17 protein-coding genes and 1 riboswitch are annotated in these 18,377 nt (G+C 38.8%); of the genes, 3 read left to right on the top strand and 14 right to left on the bottom strand.

The genetic code is table 11. The annotated features are described in order from the left end of the window. Positions 1 to 63: 63 nt before the first annotated feature. Complete coding sequence (locus tag ACFX4R_RS11540) at positions 64 to 1,095, bottom strand: LacI family DNA-binding transcriptional regulator (protein WP_016763945.1); 1,032 nt, start codon at positions 1,093 to 1,095, stop codon at positions 64 to 66. A 250-nt stretch (positions 1,096 to 1,345) separates the two neighbouring features. Here ACFX4R_RS11540 and ACFX4R_RS11535 point away from each other — a divergent pair, with 250 nt between their 5' ends. Next, positions 1,346 to 1,921, top strand: a complete 576-nt coding sequence (locus ACFX4R_RS11535) for a cell wall hydrolase (RefSeq protein WP_043982174.1) — start codon at positions 1,346 to 1,348, stop codon at positions 1,919 to 1,921. 31 nt (positions 1,922 to 1,952) lie between these two features. Here ACFX4R_RS11535 and ACFX4R_RS11530 read toward each other — a convergent pair whose 3' ends face one another. The 3 genes from ACFX4R_RS11530 to ACFX4R_RS11520 all read right to left on the bottom strand — a co-directional run bounded on the left by ACFX4R_RS11530 (position 1,953) and on the right by ACFX4R_RS11520 (position 4,696). Beyond that, positions 1,953 to 3,287, bottom strand: a complete 1,335-nt coding sequence (locus tag ACFX4R_RS11530) for a sodium-dependent transporter (protein ID WP_071274965.1) — start codon at positions 3,285 to 3,287, stop codon at positions 1,953 to 1,955. Between the two features lie 176 nt (positions 3,288 to 3,463). Next, positions 3,464 to 3,646 (bottom strand): hypothetical protein, encoded by a 183-nt coding sequence (locus ACFX4R_RS11525; RefSeq protein ID WP_013056847.1) that lies wholly within the window; start codon positions 3,644 to 3,646, stop codon positions 3,464 to 3,466. Positions 3,647 to 3,949: 303 nt separating this feature from the next. Next, a complete protein-coding gene (locus ACFX4R_RS11520) occupies positions 3,950 to 4,696 on the bottom strand; it encodes a TspO/MBR family protein (RefSeq protein ID WP_377569600.1) in 747 nt (248 codons plus the stop codon). Positions 4,697 to 4,922: 226 nt separating this feature from the next. After that, positions 4,923 to 5,020, top strand: a riboswitch (TPP riboswitch). 94 nt (positions 5,021 to 5,114) lie between these two features. On the opposite strand from ACFX4R_RS11520, the gene tenA reads away from it, so the two are divergent. Continuing rightward, the gene (gene tenA, locus ACFX4R_RS11515) at positions 5,115 to 5,804 is read left to right on the top strand and encodes a thiaminase II (RefSeq protein WP_013056845.1); all 690 of its coding nucleotides are present in this window, start codon (positions 5,115 to 5,117) and stop codon (positions 5,802 to 5,804) included. A 28-nt stretch (positions 5,805 to 5,832) separates the two neighbouring features. Here tenA and ACFX4R_RS11510 read toward each other — a convergent pair whose 3' ends face one another. Genes ACFX4R_RS11510 through ACFX4R_RS11500 form a run of 3 tightly spaced genes read right to left on the bottom strand, consistent with a single transcriptional unit; the run spans position 5,833 to position 8,341 of the window. Next, entirely contained in the window at positions 5,833 to 7,233 is a 1,401-nt protein-coding gene (locus tag ACFX4R_RS11510; protein WP_237074859.1) for an aldehyde dehydrogenase, read from the bottom strand. Positions 7,234 to 7,246: 13 nt separating this feature from the next. Continuing rightward, complete coding sequence (locus ACFX4R_RS11505; protein WP_025752152.1) at positions 7,247 to 7,549, bottom strand: ArsR/SmtB family transcription factor; 303 nt, start codon at positions 7,547 to 7,549, stop codon at positions 7,247 to 7,249. A 12-nt stretch (positions 7,550 to 7,561) separates the two neighbouring features. Next, positions 7,562 to 8,341: an SDR family NAD(P)-dependent oxidoreductase gene (locus ACFX4R_RS11500; protein WP_162214142.1), complete on the bottom strand. Its 780-nt coding sequence runs from the start codon at positions 8,339 to 8,341 to the stop codon at positions 7,562 to 7,564. Between the two features lie 308 nt (positions 8,342 to 8,649). On the opposite strand from ACFX4R_RS11500, the gene ACFX4R_RS11495 reads away from it, so the two are divergent. Next, on the top strand, positions 8,650 to 9,882 hold the full coding sequence (locus ACFX4R_RS11495; RefSeq protein WP_162214141.1) for a helix-turn-helix domain-containing protein: 1,233 nt from the start codon (positions 8,650 to 8,652) through the stop codon (positions 9,880 to 9,882). A gap of 74 nt (positions 9,883 to 9,956) precedes the next feature. On the opposite strand, the gene ACFX4R_RS11490 is transcribed toward ACFX4R_RS11495, so the two are convergent. The 7 genes from ACFX4R_RS11490 to ACFX4R_RS11460 form a co-directional block, all read right to left on the bottom strand. Then, the gene (locus tag ACFX4R_RS11490) at positions 9,957 to 11,444 is read right to left on the bottom strand and encodes a phytoene desaturase family protein (RefSeq protein ID WP_043982162.1); all 1,488 of its coding nucleotides are present in this window, start codon (positions 11,442 to 11,444) and stop codon (positions 9,957 to 9,959) included. Between the two features lie 116 nt (positions 11,445 to 11,560). Next, positions 11,561 to 12,151, bottom strand: coding sequence for a superoxide dismutase family protein (locus tag ACFX4R_RS11485; protein WP_165575226.1), 591 nt, complete (start codon positions 12,149 to 12,151; stop codon positions 11,561 to 11,563). Positions 12,152 to 12,339: 188 nt separating this feature from the next. Beyond that, complete coding sequence (locus tag ACFX4R_RS11480; RefSeq protein ID WP_013056838.1) at positions 12,340 to 12,825, bottom strand: YusW family protein; 486 nt, start codon at positions 12,823 to 12,825, stop codon at positions 12,340 to 12,342. Positions 12,826 to 12,941: 116 nt separating this feature from the next. Next, a complete protein-coding gene (locus tag ACFX4R_RS11475) occupies positions 12,942 to 14,324 on the bottom strand; it encodes an aspartate kinase (protein ID WP_043982160.1) in 1,383 nt (460 codons plus the stop codon). 195 nt (positions 14,325 to 14,519) lie between these two features. Further along, a complete protein-coding gene (locus tag ACFX4R_RS11470; protein WP_013056836.1) occupies positions 14,520 to 16,391 on the bottom strand; it encodes a PTS fructose transporter subunit IIABC in 1,872 nt (623 codons plus the stop codon). Between the two features lie 12 nt (positions 16,392 to 16,403). Continuing rightward, complete coding sequence (pfkB, locus tag ACFX4R_RS11465; protein WP_025752144.1) at positions 16,404 to 17,318, bottom strand: 1-phosphofructokinase; 915 nt, start codon at positions 17,316 to 17,318, stop codon at positions 16,404 to 16,406. Beyond that, positions 17,315 to 18,067 carry a DeoR/GlpR family DNA-binding transcription regulator gene (locus tag ACFX4R_RS11460; protein WP_013056834.1) on the bottom strand — a complete coding sequence of 251 codons (753 nt, stop codon included), beginning with the start codon at positions 18,065 to 18,067 and terminating at the stop codon, positions 17,315 to 17,317. The genes pfkB and ACFX4R_RS11460 overlap by 4 nt, the downstream gene beginning before the upstream one ends. Positions 18,068 to 18,377: the final 310 nt, after the last annotated feature.

Genomic DNA, 18,377 nt, shown 5'->3' with positions numbered 1-18,377 from the left:
CTAACTTATATCCCCTTTTTTCATAAATGCTAAACTTTGGTTAACCGGTTAACTTACTGCGGTTCACCCGCGCTTAGCAGTCGAATCTCGAATAATAAGTTCAACCGATAATTTCACATGCTGCAGCGTGCTGAAACGGTGTTCAATTGCTTGAATAACCGACGTCGCAGCTACGACTCCTTTGTTAAATACATCTTGACGAATGGTTGTTAGACTGGGAGATGCATAGCTACTAAACGTTATGTCATCAAACCCTACGATTGAGTAGTCCTGCGGAATTTTTTTCCCCTTTTCTTGCAGTGCTTTCATAATTCCAAGCGCCAGCGTATCAGAGGAAGCAAAAACCGCCCGAATATCCTTATGATCTTTCAGCAGCTTGTTCCCTAAATTGTAACCGTTATCAAACGAACTTTCGTTCACTTCAAAAACAAACGTCTTTGATGGCGTAATGCCCGCTTCTTTTAATGCTTTCTCGTAGCCTATATACCTCTTTTTATCCACTGGACTATTGACGAGGTGATGAGCAACAAAGGCAATTTCTTTGTGCCCCAAATTCACTAAATGTGTTGTAGCTAGATATCCTCCATACTCATCGTCTACAGAAATATGATGATAATCACGTTCGTACCTTTCATATGTATCTACTAGCACAATCGGATTCGATAACGCTTTCATTTTCTCATACAATCGATGCGGGAAGGCTCCTAAAAACAGAAGACCATCAATATTTCTCGTTCGAATCCATTTTAGACAATCAGCTGGGCTACTCGCTCCAGATATGACTAGATCATAACCATGCTTACGGATTACATATTCAATTCCACTAATCATTTCACTGTAATAATGGTTATCTTTAAATATAGTAGAAAGTGAATCATCTGTAAGCGGGAACATAACGCCAATCATATTTGACTTTTGTTTCGAAAGACTAACGGCGGTTAAATTTGGTTCGTAGTTTAATTCTTTTACCGCTGTTAAAATTCGCTCTTTTGTTTCATCGGATACTTTGTTAATTCCGTTTAAGACGTAAGATACTGAAGCTGCAGATACCCCTGCATGCTTCGCTACATCACGAATCGTTATCTTTTCTCCCATAAAATCTCTCCAGTTAAACGGTTAACTATTTACTCGTTCATTATAATTCACTCCTTTATTATCAGTCAACGTATTTTTCAAATTATCTGTTAACTATTATAATATCTTCCTAGATTGGTATGTTTTAAGCAGTGACAAGATGTATTGACACCTGTTAATCTTTGAAACGTACATATAAAGTTCGGTGCACAGCACGCACCGATCCGTGATAAAAGGGGCGTTCAAAAGGATTTCAGGAGGTACTTACTTTATGTTTAAGAAACTAGCAATTATTGGAGCACTGGCAGTTCCTATGTTCGGCATGAGTCACGGGGCAAATGCCGCTGAAACAACTCATCGCGTAAAAGCCGGAGAGACTCTTTACAAGATTGGCACTGAATACGGCGTTACGGTTAAACAGTTAAAAGAAGCGAATCACAAATCTACGGACTCTATTAATGCAAATGAAACACTAACAATCCCTAACTCTATTAGCGAAAGTGATAAAGAATTGTTAGCTCGCCTTGTACAAGCTGAAGCAAAAGGCGAACCTTACGCTGGCAAAGTGGCTGTAGCAACAGTTGTCTTAAATCGCGTGGATAGCGATTCTTTCCCAAACTCTATTCATGATGTCATTTATCAAGGTACACAGTTTACACCTGTACAAAACGGTGAAATTAATAAAGCAGCTGATGCTGAAGCAAAAAAAGCTGTAAATGAAGCACTAGCTTTTAGAGGTCAAGGAAAAGGTTCATTATTCTTCTTTAATCCAGATAAAACAAGCGACCAATGGCTTCGTCAAAAACAGGTTACGATCACAATCGGAAATCACGTTTTTGCAAAATAAACAAAAAAAGCACTCAGATGAGTGCTTTTTTTTAATATGCAACAAGTAAGCTTAATAAAACAGCTATAATAATAATAGGCAATACGTATTTAACTAGAAAGAACCATGCGTTGAATAATTTAGCGCCTTTTGTACTTCCTGAAATAAACTCTTCATACACGGCTTCTTTTTTCATTTTAAATGTCACAAAAATCGCAATGGCTAAACTTCCCAGAGGCAGCATTAAGTTGCTCACAAAAAAGTCAGCTACGTCAAATATACTTCTGCCAAAAAGTGAGACATGTTTTAGTACACCAAACGAAAGCGCTGATGGGATACCTACCACAAACACAAGAATCCCTGATAAAGAAGCGTAGCGAGTTCGTTTTGTCTGATCGTCTTTGGTTAAAGCAGCTACGATAATTTCCAGCAGTGAGAAAGCAGACGTAAGCGTAGCAAATAGAAATAAAATTAAAAACAGTGCTAAAAAGACGGTACCAAACGGCATTTTCTCAAATACTGTTGGCAAGACCACAAACAAAAGTCCAGGTCCTTCAGTTGGCTTTAATCCAAATGAAAAAACGGCTGGGAAAATAGCCAAACCCGCCAGCAGCGAAACAAACAAGTTCAAAATAGCAATAGTCCCAGCTGAACGCGTCAAGCTTACTTTTTTCCCTAAATAAGAGCTATATGTCACCATGCAAGATAATCCCACGCAAAGCGAGAAAAACGACTGACCGAGCGCATAGAGAACAGATGACCCTGTAATGGCTGAAAAATCCGGTTTCAAAAAGAACTTTACTCCGTCCATTGCTCCGTCTAATGTTAAAGAACGCACCACGATAATGATAAAACAAATAAATAACAGCGGCATCATGTATTTATTAGCACGCTCTATTCCTTTTTGTACGCCTTTTGAAATAACAAACACTGTAATTAATAAAAACAGCGCCTGTGCACCTAATACTACATAAGGTTGGCTAATGACGGCATTGAACAACGGACCGTACTCTTTTCCGCTTAGCATACCGGTTACGCTCATAATCGTATATAAAATCACCCAGCCGCCAACGACGCTGTAAAAGGAAAGCAAAACGACACAGCTTAGTACTCCCAGCCTGCCAATCCATACCCAAGCGGATTTTGGAGCAATTGCCTTATAAGCACTAATCGCTTCTTTCCCCGTATGTCTTCCAATGATAAATTCTGCCAACAGAAGCGGCAATCCAATAAAAATCGTAAATAAAATAAACAACGCAAAAAACGCTCCACCGCCACTGGTTCCCGTTACGTATGGAAACTTCCATATCGCTCCTAGACCAATTGCTGCCCCAGCAGATGCTAAAATAAAACCGAGGCGTGAAGACCACTGATTTCCTTTACTCATATAATGTTACTCTCTCCTCTTCTAAACTCAAAACTCACCTGATTAGTACTGTACCATAAATGCAGAAGAAAATCATTCCCGTTTTACTTTTTTCTATAAAACGATATCTATATAGAATAGAAAAAATGAAGAAGCAGCTGCTTCTTCATTTTAAGGTTGGTGTTTCTATTCAAAATTTATTCTCTGTACGAGGATTCATCTCCACGGTAGGCTTCTTGATTTGAAATTTCTTCAATATGCATATGCCCTTCTCTCTCTAAACGAAGGACCGTACGCTCTGCATCTTCATAACTCTCGCACGTCACTTGTTTATATTCCATATCATCTTTATCCGTGTAAGCGACTAAATATGTTTCCATTTTAACTCCTCCTAATATAACCTGTATGTAACGTATGTTGCCTTTTTCGTTTATTTCTAAACATATAGGCTCCAAACATAAAGCCTAGCATACTATAATAGCGGAACTTCAATTTAAAAAAGTTGAATTTTTCATTATGCACCGATGCAACATGGAGGTTACACTTATGACATTTATTTTATCATTCGTACCAATTGTTGTTCCTTTTGGTATTTTAATTAGCTTAATTGCTTTTACAGCTGCTTTTTTACAATCAAAAGAGCATCATAAAAAGCTCTAGCTTACAAAAGCTAGAGCTTCTTTTTAAAAACGTCTATAGCGTTTAATCAATCCCACAATAATGGCAATTGCTAATAAAACAACTGAAATGATGACAGTAATGACAATTGGCTGATTTCCACTTTGCTTCACTGCAATGGCAATATAAGCCCAAATAAAAACAAGCGGATAAACAGCGTCTCGGTTTTTTAATGTAAACATGATGCCCAGCACAGCTCCTACCAGCAGCATAATAATCGTCCATGCTAACTCGTTTAAGCCAAGCAAGTGCTGTATTCCATTTGCTTGAAATATGACAAACACATTGACAATAGTCGCAACAGAAATCCATCCAAGATAAAGCGAAATCGGCAGACGCATAAACCATGTCGTCATTCGAGAATGCTGAATAATGGAATACACAATCATTAATGTGCCTAGAATAAAGAGCATAACTAAAAGAGATAACTTATAGTAATCGTTTTGGAAAATAAAGATCCACGCACTATTTAACAAACAGTTTAGAAAAAACCAAATGCCGATACGTGCATATATTTCCTTTTGATCTTCTCTTGCAAAAAATTGGCGTATAACCCAAATGGTTAATAATAAATAAATAACGCCCCAGATAGCAAAAGCATAACCCGCTGGTGTAAACAACGTAGGAACTTGCGCAGAAGCTTCTCCCGTTGTTTTGCCTCCTATTGGAATGGCATTTGCTAAATAATTCACAAGCAGTGTAATAGCCAAGCCTACTGTATTTAATACAGCATACAAACGAAATTTCGCCATTTTGTTCTCTCCTTTCTTCTATTTATATGGGAGTGTTTCGGAGACGAAAACGGCTCTTCCCTTCATTAATACCTCTTCTTCCCTAAAAATATGCATTTTTAAACAAAAATGATTAAAAATAGCTTTAAGAAATTTCCTCTTTAAGAAAGAAAAGCGGTTAGCACACAATTTCCCATAACGCTTTCTATTTTTCAGAATATATGGTAAGTTAAACTTAGATTAATAGGAAGTCCACTAGGGGTGCCACCGGCTGAGACAAGTTTTCTTGATCCCTTTGAACCTGATCTGGCTCATACCAGCGTAGGAAAGTGGCAATGTTCAGTTTTTACTGTCCTTTGCCACTCCGTTTATAAACGGAGTGTTTTTTATTTCCTTTATGTGCTTGTTTGTGACTTCCTCATATTAAAGGAGGATTTTGATGTCATTTTCATCTCAATTAAGACAAGAAGCAAACTATATTTACGAAGCCATTTTTAACCATCCTTTTATTAAAGGAATTGCTGAAGGAAACGTGCCAAAAGAAGCGCTTATTCACTACGTTTCTCAAGATTACGAATACTTAACAGCATTTGTTCGCATTTACGGCGCTGCTTTAACAAAATGCCGCACGCGTACCGAAATGGAAGCCTTTAATGCCGGCATTTCTACGGTATTACATAGTGAAGTACACCCTCACAATAATTTTTGTGAAGTAGCAGGCGTACGTTATGAAGACCTTCACACTGAGACGCTTTCACCGACGGCCAGCCACTACATTAACCATATGACAAGTGTTGCGCATACAGGCAGCTTAGCAGAAATCATTGCAGTGCTTCTTCCATGTCCATGGACGTACGTTGAAATTGGCCAGCGCATTACAGAACAAGTAAATCCATCTCCTTCTCATCCTTTTTATGAATGGATTCAGTTTTATAATAATGAAGAAATGAATGGCACAACACAATGGTTTTGTAACAAGCTTGATGAACTCGCCGAACAAGCTACTGAAGAAGAACGTAACCGTATGAAAGATCACTTCATCAAAAGCTGTGAACTGGAGTATTTATTTTGGGAAATGGCATATACCCAAGAAAAATGGCCGCTTTCTCAGCTTTCACTTTCAAAATAACGAAAAAGCCTCCTATCAGGAGGCTCTTTTATTTCAATAGTTTTTTGATCATTTTCAAGCTTTGTTTTTCCGAAGGATAGCGGAATGACAAATCAAACTTGGTTGTTTGAGACAGCATGCTTTTAAAATGAGTGAATGTCTGAAAGCTGTCTTTTCCATGATATTGACCCGTGCCGCTTTCTCCCACTCCGCCAAACGGCAAATATGGCGTAGCGATATGCATAAGCGTATCGTTTATACAGCCTCCTCCAAATGAAAGGCGCTCCGTTATCACGTTTTGCACATCTTCACTTTCTGTAAATAAGTAAAGAGCTAACGGCTTAGCTTTTTCTTGAACTTTATGAATGACTTCGTCTAGTGTTTCATATTCAATCATAGGAAGAATAGGCCCAAAGATTTCTTCTTGCATAACATCTGATGTCCAGCTTACTTCACTTAACACCGTAGGTTCTATTGTTAGCGTGTTTTTATTGTACCCGCCTCCAACTATAGCATTTCCGTTTTTTAAAAACTCAACTAGCCGAGTAAAATGACGCTCACTGACAATACGGCCGTAGCGGTCGCTTTCAAGTGGATTACTACCGTAAAATTGAGAAATTGCTTCGCGAAGTTTCTCTACAAGCTGCGCTTTCACTTTTTGATGCACGAGCAAATAATCAGGAGCAACGCACGTTTGGCCTGCATTCATCCCTTTACCAAACATAATTCGCTTCGCTGCAAGATCTAGGTTTGCGTCTTCATGTACAATGCACGGACTTTTTCCGCCTAGCTCAAGCGTGACTGGAATAAGCTGCTTCCCTGCTTCTTGCATAATAATTTTCCCTACATTTACACTTCCCGTAAAGAAAATATAATCAAGCGGCTGTTTTAAAAGCAGGCTCGTCGTGTCTACAGCGCCTTCAATCACCGTCACAAATGCTGGGTCAAAAGCTTCAGCCAGTAATTCTTGTATAACGCGAGATACGCTAGGCGTTAATTCAGAAGGTTTTATAATCGCCGTGTTTCCAGCGGCAATCGCTCCTACTAAAGGAGACAATGCTAATTGAAACGGATAGTTCCACGGAGCAATAATTAACGCGACTCCATACGGTTCAGGAACAATTTTCCCTTTAGAGCCCACATGTGTTAAAGCGGTTTTTACTTTTTTAGGCTTCATCCATTTTGCTAAATGCTTAAGCGTAAACCGAATCTCCTCTAGTAAAATCCCAATTTCCGACGTGTACGCCTCTACTTCAGATTTATTTAAATCTTGTTTTAAAGCATCCATAATTCTCTGCTCGTTTTGTTTGACTGCGTCTCTTAGCTTATTCAGCGCTTGAATACGGCTGCTGATACTCTTGGTCTTTTGCGCATAGAAATACTGCTTTTGTGTAGAAACAATATGTTCAATGACCGTTTCATCTGTTATATAAAATCGCTCGTGGTTCATCTCTTTCATCTCCCTATAAACATTCGCTTTCAACTGTAGCAAGCAAGTTTTTTAATAGCTCGACTGCCTCATTTAAAGCTAATGAATAATATCTCTGCGTTCCTTTTTGCTCAATTTGCACAAGCTTTTGATCGCGTAGAATTTTTAAATGATGAGAAATTGCCGGTCGTGATAGCGTAGACTCATTTGCAATTTCATTTACGGTTAAAGGCTCTTTTTCCGCGAGCAGCAAAATAATATCTTGTCTTGCTGAATCACTTAGCGCCTGAAAAATAGGAATGCTGGCACGAAATAACTCGACTGCTTTTTGACTCATATAGATTCTCCTTTATTTAATTTCTTGTGTTCTGCGGACAACAGATGTAAGCCACTTTCTTGGCACGAAGCGCGGGATGAACGTAGCGAGACGAAACTGTACTCCTGGTACGATAACCGTCTGCCCTTTCATAAATTTTTTATAGCCAACTTTCGTTACTGTTTCTACATCCGTTGCACCGCTTTGAAAAAGCTTGGAGTTGCTTAGCTGGGCTCGGTCGCTAAAACCCGTTTTAGTTGGACCCGGGCATAAAGCACTTACCGTTACATTGGTACCTTTTAATTCATTTTCAAGGGCCTCTGTGAAAGATAATACGTACGCTTTCGTTGCGTAATATACCGTCATAAGTGGACCTGGCATAAATGCAGCAACAGATGCAATGTTTAAAATTTTCCCGCGATTTCTTTTGACCATATCCGGTAAAAATAATTTTGTTAAATGAGTTAATGCTCGAATATTTAAATCAATCATGTTTAACTCTTCATCTAAAGCTGTTTCAATAAATTTGCCGTATAGTCCAAAACCAGCATTGTTCACTAAATAGTCAACGTGCATTTTTTTATTTTTAAGTTCTTCATATAATGACTGTATCTCTTCTTCTCTTGATAAATCCTTAACAACCGTTATGACTTCAATATTATAAGTAGATTTTAAATTCTCTCCAATAGCGGCTAGTTTATCAGCGCTTCTGGCAACTAAAATTACAGGATGCCCATCCTTTGCGAATTGATAAGCTAATTCTTTACCTATTCCTCCCGACGCACCGGTGATGAGCGCATAATGCTGTGACATAGTGTTCACTCCTTATGTTTAAATGTTCAAGAACTTAAACATTTAAACTTATCTTATAGGATTCATTTTTTCCCGTCAACTGTTTTCTATACTCTTCTTTTCTTTTGTGTTTTCCACTTTTTCCATTTACGCATTTCTGTACATTTTTTTACAAAATATGCGTTTTCTTTACATAGAAGGCTAATGTCGTCTAGTTTTGACAACCTTTGTCACCTAGCAGGAAAACAAGTGAAGATATGGTGAATACAACATACAACAAATAATCCATTACATAGTTGGATGAAAATAGATAAGGGAGGAAATGAAAAATGATGGAGTCATATACAATTAAAAAAGTAAGTGATCAATTAGAGGTAGAAAAGAAAACGCTAAAACAATGGGAAAAATTATTGGGCAGCTATTTAACAATTGAACGAGTAGATGGAGCCCGTGTCTATACAGAGGAACAAATTGAATTATTTAATGATATTAAACAGCTGTTTGATGAACAATGTACGTTAGATGAAGTCAAAGAATACGTTCAGCTGCTGATAAAAGAACAAGAAGCACAGGAGCATTTAGTGATGGAATCAGAGGCAGCGGTTTCAAAAGAAGAAGAACCGGCACAGTTGAAAACTGCTAAAAAAGAAAACGTCATTGATTTTCAAGAACATTCCAATAAACAAATGAAGCAAGAAAAGAAAAAAGCTGCTGAAAAACAGGAAAGCATTTCAGAAAATAAGCAGGAGAAGACCCCTCCTATACCTGAAGCACGATTAGCTACTGAAGAAGAAAAGCAGGCTATTTCTGCTTCTATTGAAGAGCCAAAACCAAACGACCTTGTTGTGAATGAAAAAGAACTGCTTCAAGGGGAATTAGTAGAAGCTGTTCGCCGCTATGAAGATGTGTTTGAGGTACTTGATACATTTAAAGCTGATTTGTTAAAAGAAATGCGAGAAGGTATGCGAAATGAAGTTCGCGAAGAAATTGTCGGAGAAGTAAAAAGAGAGCTTGAAAAAAGTGCTACCCAAACTGTAGAAATGGTGGAGTCGGTCGGGGCATACATCTCTGAGTCTTCAGAACGCAGTGCAAGAGATGTAGAAAATATGTCTAAAAAAATTATCCGTTCTAACGAAAAATCGTTTGATGAAGTCACTTCTTTGATTGAAGATTATTCAACAATTGCTGAAGAGAAAACCGAGGATATGCGCCTGTTCATGAAAGATGTCATGGAGAATGCGGATGAATCCTCTAAAGAAATGCAGTATTTATTAGACCGATTCTCCAGTAATTCCACCGTTGCGATGAATCAAGTAAAATTTATGGTTGAAAAATTAAACAATTCTTCAACTAATACGACAGAAGAGCTTCGTGATTTAATTGATTCAATGAATGAGGAACGAGTCTATTATTTAAAAGAAATGGAGAAAGAACGTAAGCTTCATCGTCAGAGCGTAGCTGAACGCGAAGAGATGTTTAGTGATTTTGTCCAAACCTTTAGACAAACCGCCGCTGCTGATATGAAGCGAAAACGGAAGTGGTGGAAGCTGTTCCTCTCCTGAAAACACCGGCCCTATGGTAATAGGGCCGGTGTTTTTTAATGGTATGAACAATAGTAGTTTGTATGTAAAAAATGTTAAGGTAACGTATGGCGATGAGACGTTATACTTTGAAACACATGATAGCCGCTTACCGATACGCCTATAGTTCCCGCTCCCGGAAACACTGTATCTCCGCATAACCATAGTCCTTGTAAGCCAGATCGATGCGAAATGCTCTTGAACAAGGCATGATCTAACGTTTGCGGAAAGCCTCCCACTCCCCCGTTTGGGCGAGAAGTGAACCTTTCCCATGCTTTAGGAGCTCCCGAAATTTGATGCTCTGCTTTTCCAATGCCAGGGATAATGGTTTTAATGCCTGCTACCATTTTTTTCTCAAGAACTTGTTTTTGAAGGTCATAGGCTTCTTTGTTGCTCCACTTGCTAAGATCAATGTGAGTAGACACTGTAATTGTACGCTTGCCTTCAGGGGCTCGAAAACGATCATCAGGATGAGAGACTGAGATAAATAAATGATTTCCTTCTGTCATTTCCCCTTGTTCGGATTGAAGTACTTGCTGAAACAACTCTACATTTTGCGGCAGATCTCTTTCATCAATCGCAAAATACATCGAAAACGTTCCCCACTGCGGAAGCTCGCTTTTTTCTTTTGCCCGCTTATGAATATGTTGGTAATCTTCATCATGCAGTAAAGACTTTAAGCTTTGAACCGGCGCGTTGCATACAACGTCTGATGCACGGTAACGGTTACCTCTATGATCATGCACGATCCACCCGTCATTATCACGCTCTATCTTTACTACTTTCCTTCCTAGAGTCGTTTTTCCTCCGCTGGCTTTAATCGATTTTTGCAGCGCTTCTGCGACTTTGTATAAGCCGCCATTCACATAAAAAGCTCCTTCGTGATAAATATCTAACGCCAAACACCCAATAAGCATTGAACAGTTCTCGCTCGTTGTCTGCATGCTGTCTATTAATTGACCATCAACAAAATGAAGAAAGTCCGCTTCGTCTAGCAAGCTGTGTTTTTTTAGTAAATAACTAAACGATTGATGAAAATAAGGCAACAGCTTCACAGAACCAACATTCAACGAACTTACTAGCCTGCTCCACTCACCGACTGTCAGAGGAGGAAGAACCGGCAGAGGCTGCATGAGCTTGCGAATTTCTTTTGCAATTCTAAAAACATTTTCATAAAAGCTCCTAATATTTTTTGCTTTATGAGGAAATTGTTTTTGAAGATAGGAAATATGCTGATGCCGGTCTTGATAATAAATCAGTGTACGATGAGGAAGATGGACTTTCATGATTTTTTCAAGAGAAACCTTTTCAACTTCTAGGCTAAGGTACGTGCCGATTCGCTCATGTATCCCTCCGTGCTCAAATCCCATTCCAAGCGTCGCCCCAACAGGAAACGTATACAAATGGCGCTGAAATTTCCCTGCACAGCCTCCCCATTCTCGAGAAGCTTCTAAAACCGTCACTTCATAATCATGTTTAGCTAAAAGCGCTCCCGCTGTTAACCCACCTATTCCTCCGCCTATTACAACAACTTGCTTATGCATGTTTTCACCTTCTTTCGTTCTTTCTTTTATTGTGCAAAAAAAAGAAGCTTACCGCAATTTAGAAGCGGCTCGTTACTGAAATAAAAAAGCCGTGAATGATCTCACAGCTTTTTGGCTTATTTTGTAATCACTCCACAAACAATCCGATCTCCTGAGTTTCCTGAAGGATCCGTTGTGTAATCGTCGACTTTATCATGTATCACTAATGCCGATCCATCCATATCCAAAAGAGAATTCGGCTTTCCTTCTTGCAGCGTGACAAGAGAAGCAAAAATTTCTGTATCTACTTTGCCATTTGGAGCAACTTCTAGATTGGGCAAATCACCTGCATGCGGGCCTTTTGTATTTTTAAAGCCGTGTTCACGTTTAAAAGGATTAAAATGGGCACCCGCTGTTTTAAAATCCGGCACCTCACATTTTCCTATTTCATGAATATGAAATCCATGTCTTCCCGGTGAAAGACCTTGAGCAGTTAATTTAATGCGCACGCCGTTCTTTGCTTCTGACAGGGTAGCCTCTCCTACTTTTTTGCCCGATGTATTTGTTAAATCCACTTTAACAGGTTCTACCGATACTTCGCTTGTTTCTTTCGCTTCCTCTGTTTTCAGGTGGTTTTCATGAGCGTTATTTTGCTCTTTTACCATGCTGCATGCTCCTAACAATAACAGAACAAAGACTACGCATCCGTTCATTATCAACTTTTGCATCCGTGATTCCTCCTTTTTCTTATTTATCACCATCCTTTCACTATTTTCCTTTTTTTAGACATCAAAAATAAGATTGAGACATACGTTCACCTTACCAATGAAAAAATCCGAACGAGTTGGATTCTTAATGAAGAACCTCAATTCATCGTTCGGATTTTCCTTCAACTAAAATACTTTGTTTTAACGTCTTACTTCTGTTTAAAGTTGTATTCTTTTTCCGTTCCGTTTGAAAAACGAACTTCTAATTCAAACGACTGAAAATCTTTTTTTAGACCAAACGCATCGATTACTTCCTTTTTTACATCTTCATCGGGCGTGCGCTGATCAAAATTTAACTTTTTAAATTTTGAAGATAATTTATTAAAAGCTTTGTCTCCGTTCAAGTGCTCATCGTTAATATTATCATCCACTTTGGCTTCTATCTCATCATTTTCATTTTCGTAGTCGGCTTCATAATCATTGTTGAGCCCCTTATAGTCTACTTCTAAATCAAATTTTGAAAAGTTAAAAGATGTGTTTTCGCTTTGATTATCATAGCTCATCGGCGTTCCGCCATTCGTCACGCCTTGTTTATTTTGAGCTTCTTTTGCCGGTGCTGCATCATCATTGTGGCATGCTGAAAGTACGCTAATACCTATAAGGGAAAAGAATATGAAAAAGGGTCGTTTCTTCACTGTATTTCCTCCTTTGACTTCACTCTTCCTTCCCTTTATGTCCACAAATCTGATTTTTATACGCCTTCACTAGAAAACCCCGCTCTCTAAAAAGAAAGCGGGGTTTTTCGTCTTGTTTATTTTACATTCGAATAAGAAATACTGTACATGCTGTTAAAATACGTATTGTAAAGAGCTTGAACAGCACGGTCTAAAGCATCTGCTTTCACACCAAACATCATGCTCACCTCAGAAGAACCTTGGTTGATCATTTCAAGATTCACTTCAGCACGAGCAAAAGCTTCTGTAGCTTTTGCAGCAATTCCTACTGTGCTATTCATTCCTTCTCCTACTACCATAACCATAGCAAGATCACGTTCAATAAAGATTTCATCCACTTCAAGTTCTTTTTCAATTCGAGTAAATACACGCTTTTCCACATCTGGCGTAAGCTGATGCTCGCGCATGATGACAGAGATATTATCAATTCCTGAAGGGGTATGCTCGTATGAAATACCTTCATCCTCTAAAATTTCAAGCAATCTTCTGCCAAAACCAATTTCACGGTTTAATAAGTATTTGCTCACGTGGATGTTGCAAAAACCTTTATCCCCAGCGATTCCAACTACCGGCGTATCGCCGTGAGGACGCTCAGCTACAATGAATGTACCCTTTGCTTCAGGATTATTTGTATTCTTTACACATACAGGAATGCCTAGTTTATAAACCGGCTCTAGCGCTTCATCATGGAAGACAGAAAAACCTGCATAGGATAGTTCACGCATTTCTCTGTATGTTACTTCTTTCATTTCATGAGGCTTTTCCACAAGTCTTGGATCTACGCTATAAATAGCATCTACGTCGGTAAAGTTCTCATACAAATCAGCTTTTACTCCCGCTGCTACAATTGAGCCTGTGATATCTGACCCACCGCGCGAGAACGTAACCATGTTTCCTTCTTCAGAGTAGCCAAAGAATCCTGGAATCACCAAAATGCCCGAACGCTCTCTTAGCTGCGGTAATTTTTCATAAGACAGTGGAAGCACTCTTGCTCTTCCGGGTTCATCAGAAACAAAAATACCTGCTTCTTTTGGATTTACATAATGAGCTTCAAAACCTAAATGGTTTAAATAAGCAGCCATTACCTTTGCGTTATTATCTTCTCCACTTGCTTTTAGGCAGTCTAATAAGCGAAATGGATCGTTTTTATGTAAATCAATAAGTGATTGTAAATTCGTAATAATGTCAGTAATAATCGTTTCTGGCATAGACAAGTCCACAACGATTTCACGATAGCGATCAATTACTTGCCCAAACTCATCGACGTAATCTTCTCCAAGCTGTATTTTGGCAGAAAGTGCGATTAGCAAATCTGTCATTTTTGTATCTTCTCCGTATCGCTTGCCCGGAGCTGATACAACCACCAGCTTTCTCTCTTTATCAGACGTTACAATATGCGCAACCTGTTTAAATTTCTCTGCGCTTGCAACTGAACTCCCGCCAAACTTCGCAACCTTCATGTTTGAGACACTTCCTTACTTTGTTTTTAATATTCGATTATTGTACCATATTTTATCAAGTAGAAAAGCTTATCTATCTAACTTTTCTAAAAATTAAAGGAATACTACCGTAATTGTACTCTCATAAAGAACAAATGTCTACCAGAAAAACACAAAAAGACTGATTTTACATCATGTAAAATCAGTCTTTATTTGTTATTCTGCTTTTGGCTTTTTTAATACACCTACAAGGACCGCTGTTACAATTGCACCAATTAAAATTGCTAGTGCATATAAAAGAGGATTTCCTTGTACAATTCCGATAACGAATACGCCGCCGTGTGGTGCTGGTAAACCGATGTGGAACATCATTGTTAAAGCACCTGCTACTGCAGCACCGATAACCGATGCGGGAATCACACGGCCTGGGTCAGCTGCTGCGAATGGAATCGCACCTTCTGTGATAAATGAAAGACCCATTACATAACACGTTTTACCTGTTTCACGCTCTTGGCGAGTAAATTTATTTTTGAACAAAGTTGTCGCAATGGCCATACCTAATGGTGGAACCATACCGCCTGCCATAATCGCTGCGTGTGGTGCATAGTTTCCAGCATCAATCATTGCAATACCAAATGTAAAGGCTGCTTTATTAATAGGACCACCCATATCAATCGCCATCATACCGCCTAAGATAATACCTAATAATACTAAGTTACCTGTACCAAATCCACTTAACCAGTGCGTTAATCCTTTGTTAATCGCACTAACTGGCTCATTTACAACATAAAGCATAATCAATCCTGAGATAAAGATCCCAAATAGCGGATAAAGAAGAACTGGCTTAATTCCATCAAGCGCTTGCGGTAAACCGCTGAATAATTTCTTTAACCCCACTACTACATAACCTGCTAAGAAACCAGCGATTAAACCACCTAAGAAACCGCCTCCGCCAGAAGCTGCTAAAAGACCTGCAACCATACCGGGAGCTAAACCAGGACGATCAGCAATACTCATTGCAATAAACCCTGCTAGTACTGGTACTAGTAAGAAGAATGCATTATCTCCGCCAATTGTTTTTAATGCTGCTGCAAATGCATTGTACGTCGGATCTTTCGGTTCTGCTGAGTGAATGCCAAACATAAATGAAATAGCAATTAAGATCCCGCCCCCTACAACAAACGGAAGCATTGCTGATACACCGCTCATTAGGTGCTTGTAAAACCCTGTACGCTCTGATCCTTTACTTTCTCCGCCTTCTTTGCTGCCACCGCCGCCGCTGTATACAGGAGCGTCTCCTTTTAACGCGCGGTTAATTAATTCTTCAGGCTTGCGAATTCCTTCAGCTACTGGAACTTGAATAACTTTTTTACCTGCAAAACGTTCCATTTCTACTTGCTTGTCCGCTGCAACGATAATAGCGGTAGCGTTTTCAATTTCTTCCTTCGTCAACGCGTTTTTAACCCCGCTGGAACCGTTTGTTTCAACTTTTAGCGTGACATTCATGTCTTTCGCTTTTGCTTTTAAGCTGTCCGCTGCCATATATGTGTGGGCAATTCCCGTTGGACAAGCCGTTACAGCAAGCACTAATTGATCTGAAGCTGTATCTACTTCCTCTTCCGGCGCTTCATTTTCAGTTTCCTTATCATCAATTGCTTTAATGACTTCATCAATTGATGATGCTGTTAGCAACGTTTTTCGGAACGATTCGTCCATTAACAACGTAGACAAACGAGATAATGTTTCTAAGTGAGCATTATTCGCTCCTTCACTCGCTGCAATCATAAAGAATAAGTGTGCAGGCTGTCCGTCTAATGATTCATAATCGATACCTTCTGTTGAGCGTCCAAATGCAATGGCCGGTGTTTTTACCGAGCTTGTTTTCGCATGCGGAATGGCAATGCCTTCTCCAATTCCCGTTGTACTTTGAGATTCACGATTTAAAATTGCTTCTTTATAGCCAGCTCGGTCGCTTAAGCGACCAGCTTCGTCTAATTTTCCAACTAATTCATCAATAACATCAGCTTTTGACGTGCTTTTTAAATCAAGAATGATTGTATCTTTTTTTAATAATTCAGTAATTCTCATTCTCGTTTCCCCCTACTCTACCTTTGTGATTGACACTTGTTCACGAAGCGTCTTTACATCTTCTGCTGTACATAATTCAAGTGAGAATGCTGTGGCACTTCCTGAAGCTACTCCTGTTTGAAAAGCTTCTAATAAATCCCCTTGTTTTACATAAGAAGCAATAAATCCAGCTACAAGTGAATCGCCAGCTCCAACAGAATTTTTTACCGTTCCTTTAGGGACTGTGGCACTGTAGACACCGCTTTCGTTAATAAGCAGTGCTCCATCACCTGCCATAGACACAACGACGTTTTGCGCTCCTTGTTCCACGAGCTTCTTACCGTATACTAGCGCATCTTCTGCACTGTTTACTTCTACATCAAACAATTCTGCAAGTTCATGATGATTCGGTTTGATAAAAAACGGCTTGTGGGACACGACGTCTAGCAAAGTTTTTCCACTTGCATCTACTACAACTTTTACTCCGTTCGCTGCTGCTAGTTCAGTTAACGTTTCATACACAGAACTTGGAAGCGTTTTCGGTATACTCCCTGCTAATACGAAGATATCGCCTTCAGTCATTTGCTTTACTTGAGTCAATAAAGACTGAAGCGCTTCGTCTGTAATAGCAGGTCCTTGACCGTTAATTTCTGTTTCTTTTTCTGTTTTTAACTTTACGTTAATACGGGTATCTCCCTCAACTCTTGTAAAAGCTGTTTCGATATTCTCCGCTTTTAAGTAGTCTTCGATATAGGTTCCTGTAAAGCCGGCTACAAAACCGAGGGCTTTATTATCAACACCTAATCGTTTTAAAACGCGAGAGACGTTAATGCCTTTTCCTCCTGGAAACTTGGCTTCATTCGTTGTGCGGTTAAGCCCGCCTTCTTCGAATGCTGAAACATGTACTACGTAATCAACGGATGGGTTCAACGTACATGTATAAATCATGATTTCACAACCTTTATGTCTGTTTTGTTTGCATACTGTATAAGTACATCGCTAGGTACGTCATTTGTTATAATTTTTGCTTCATGTAAATCGGCTATTTTCGCAAAGCTTGTTTCAAAAAACTTAGTGGAATCTGATAAAATATAAGATTCTCTAGACAGCTTCATTGCCGTTTGCTTGATCAATGCTTCTTCTGGATCAGGAGTTGTATATCCATATTGATGATGAATCCCATTCGCTCCCATAAAGCACTTGTCAAAACGATATTGCTCAAGACTTAAAAGAGCTCCATTGCCAATTAAAGCGCCCGTTTTATGTTTAACAGATCCTCCAATTAAATAGAGGGTGATACCTTGTTCTAGCATCGGGTTTAAATGCATTAAACCATTTGTCACGACAACTACATCTTTTTGCTTTAAAAAAGGAATCATTTCATACGTTGTAGTTCCTGCATCTAAAAAAATACAGTCACCTTCATTTATAATGGAAGCCGCATACTCTGCAATGTTTCGTTTATCTTGAACATTTTTAGCAGATTTTTCGATAACGCTCAGTTCGATTCGTTTACTGCGAATAAGCGAAGCGCCACCATGAACACGTTTGAGCATTTGCTCTTCTTCTAGTTGACTTAAGTCTCTTCTAATGGTTGATTCCGAAGCGCCTGTAACTTCGATAAACTCTTGCACTTTTACAAGTTCTTTCTCTTTTAAAAGTTTTAAGATTAGTTGATGTCTTTCCGGCGTTAACATGTTCTAGCTCCTTTTTCAAAAAAGCGTTTTCATTTATTTCATGTACTTACTTTATCACGGTTTACATTCAAAATCAATCATAAAAAATCAAAAACATTCATTTTTTTAATTACAAAATAAAGTTTTTTGAATGAACAATTAGATTTGCATTTGGTTTAATAATAGTTCATACAAAAGGAAATATGCTGGTAATTCAAGAATTTGTCTACTTTTCTCATTATATGTAAAGGTTTTCTTCCACTTAATTAGTTATGACTGTTTTTGACTATTTCTTGACCGATTGAATTTTTCTGACTGAATCAGCCATAGC

The sequence above is a fragment of the Priestia sp. YIM B13490 genome (assembly GCF_042787735.1).
Lineage (GTDB): Bacteria > Bacillota > Bacilli > Bacillales > Bacillaceae_H > Priestia > Priestia megaterium.
Note: the sequence above shows the minus strand (reverse complement) of the source record. Positions and strands in the feature narration are given on the sequence as shown.

Excerpts from the sequence above, each read along its gene's own strand:
- ACFX4R_RS11540 (WP_016763945.1), bottom strand. The coding sequence starts at position 1,095 with ATGGGAGAAAAGATAACGATTCGTGATGTAGCGAAGCATGCAGGGGTA.
- ACFX4R_RS11535 (WP_043982174.1), top strand. The coding sequence starts at position 1,346 with ATGTTTAAGAAACTAGCAATTATTGGAGCACTGGCAGTTCCTATGTTC.
- ACFX4R_RS11530 (WP_071274965.1), bottom strand. The coding sequence starts at position 3,287 with ATGAGTAAAGGAAATCAGTGGTCTTCACGCCTCGGTTTTATTTTAGCA.
- ACFX4R_RS11525 (WP_013056847.1), bottom strand. The coding sequence starts at position 3,646 with ATGGAAACATATTTAGTCGCTTACACGGATAAAGATGATATGGAATAT.
- ACFX4R_RS11520 (WP_377569600.1), bottom strand. The coding sequence starts at position 4,696 with ATGGCGAAATTTCGTTTGTATGCTGTATTAAATACAGTAGGCTTGGCT.
- tenA (WP_013056845.1), top strand. The coding sequence starts at position 5,115 with ATGTCATTTTCATCTCAATTAAGACAAGAAGCAAACTATATTTACGAA.
- ACFX4R_RS11510 (WP_237074859.1), bottom strand. The coding sequence starts at position 7,233 with ATGAACCACGAGCGATTTTATATAACAGATGAAACGGTCATTGAACAT.
- ACFX4R_RS11505 (WP_025752152.1), bottom strand. The coding sequence starts at position 7,549 with ATGAGTCAAAAAGCAGTCGAGTTATTTCGTGCCAGCATTCCTATTTTT.
- ACFX4R_RS11500 (WP_162214142.1), bottom strand. The coding sequence starts at position 8,341 with ATGTCACAGCATTATGCGCTCATCACCGGTGCGTCGGGAGGAATAGGT.
- ACFX4R_RS11495 (WP_162214141.1), top strand. The coding sequence starts at position 8,650 with ATGATGGAGTCATATACAATTAAAAAAGTAAGTGATCAATTAGAGGTA.
- ACFX4R_RS11490 (WP_043982162.1), bottom strand. The coding sequence starts at position 11,444 with ATGCATAAGCAAGTTGTTGTAATAGGCGGAGGAATAGGTGGGTTAACA.
- ACFX4R_RS11485 (WP_165575226.1), bottom strand. The coding sequence starts at position 12,151 with ATGCAAAAGTTGATAATGAACGGATGCGTAGTCTTTGTTCTGTTATTG.
- ACFX4R_RS11475 (WP_043982160.1), bottom strand. The coding sequence starts at position 14,324 with ATGAAGGTTGCGAAGTTTGGCGGGAGTTCAGTTGCAAGCGCAGAGAAA.
- ACFX4R_RS11470 (WP_013056836.1), bottom strand. The coding sequence starts at position 16,391 with ATGAGAATTACTGAATTATTAAAAAAAGATACAATCATTCTTGATTTA.
- pfkB (WP_025752144.1), bottom strand. The coding sequence starts at position 17,318 with ATGATTTATACATGTACGTTGAACCCATCCGTTGATTACGTAGTACAT.
- ACFX4R_RS11460 (WP_013056834.1), bottom strand. The coding sequence starts at position 18,067 with ATGTTAACGCCGGAAAGACATCAACTAATCTTAAAACTTTTAAAAGAG.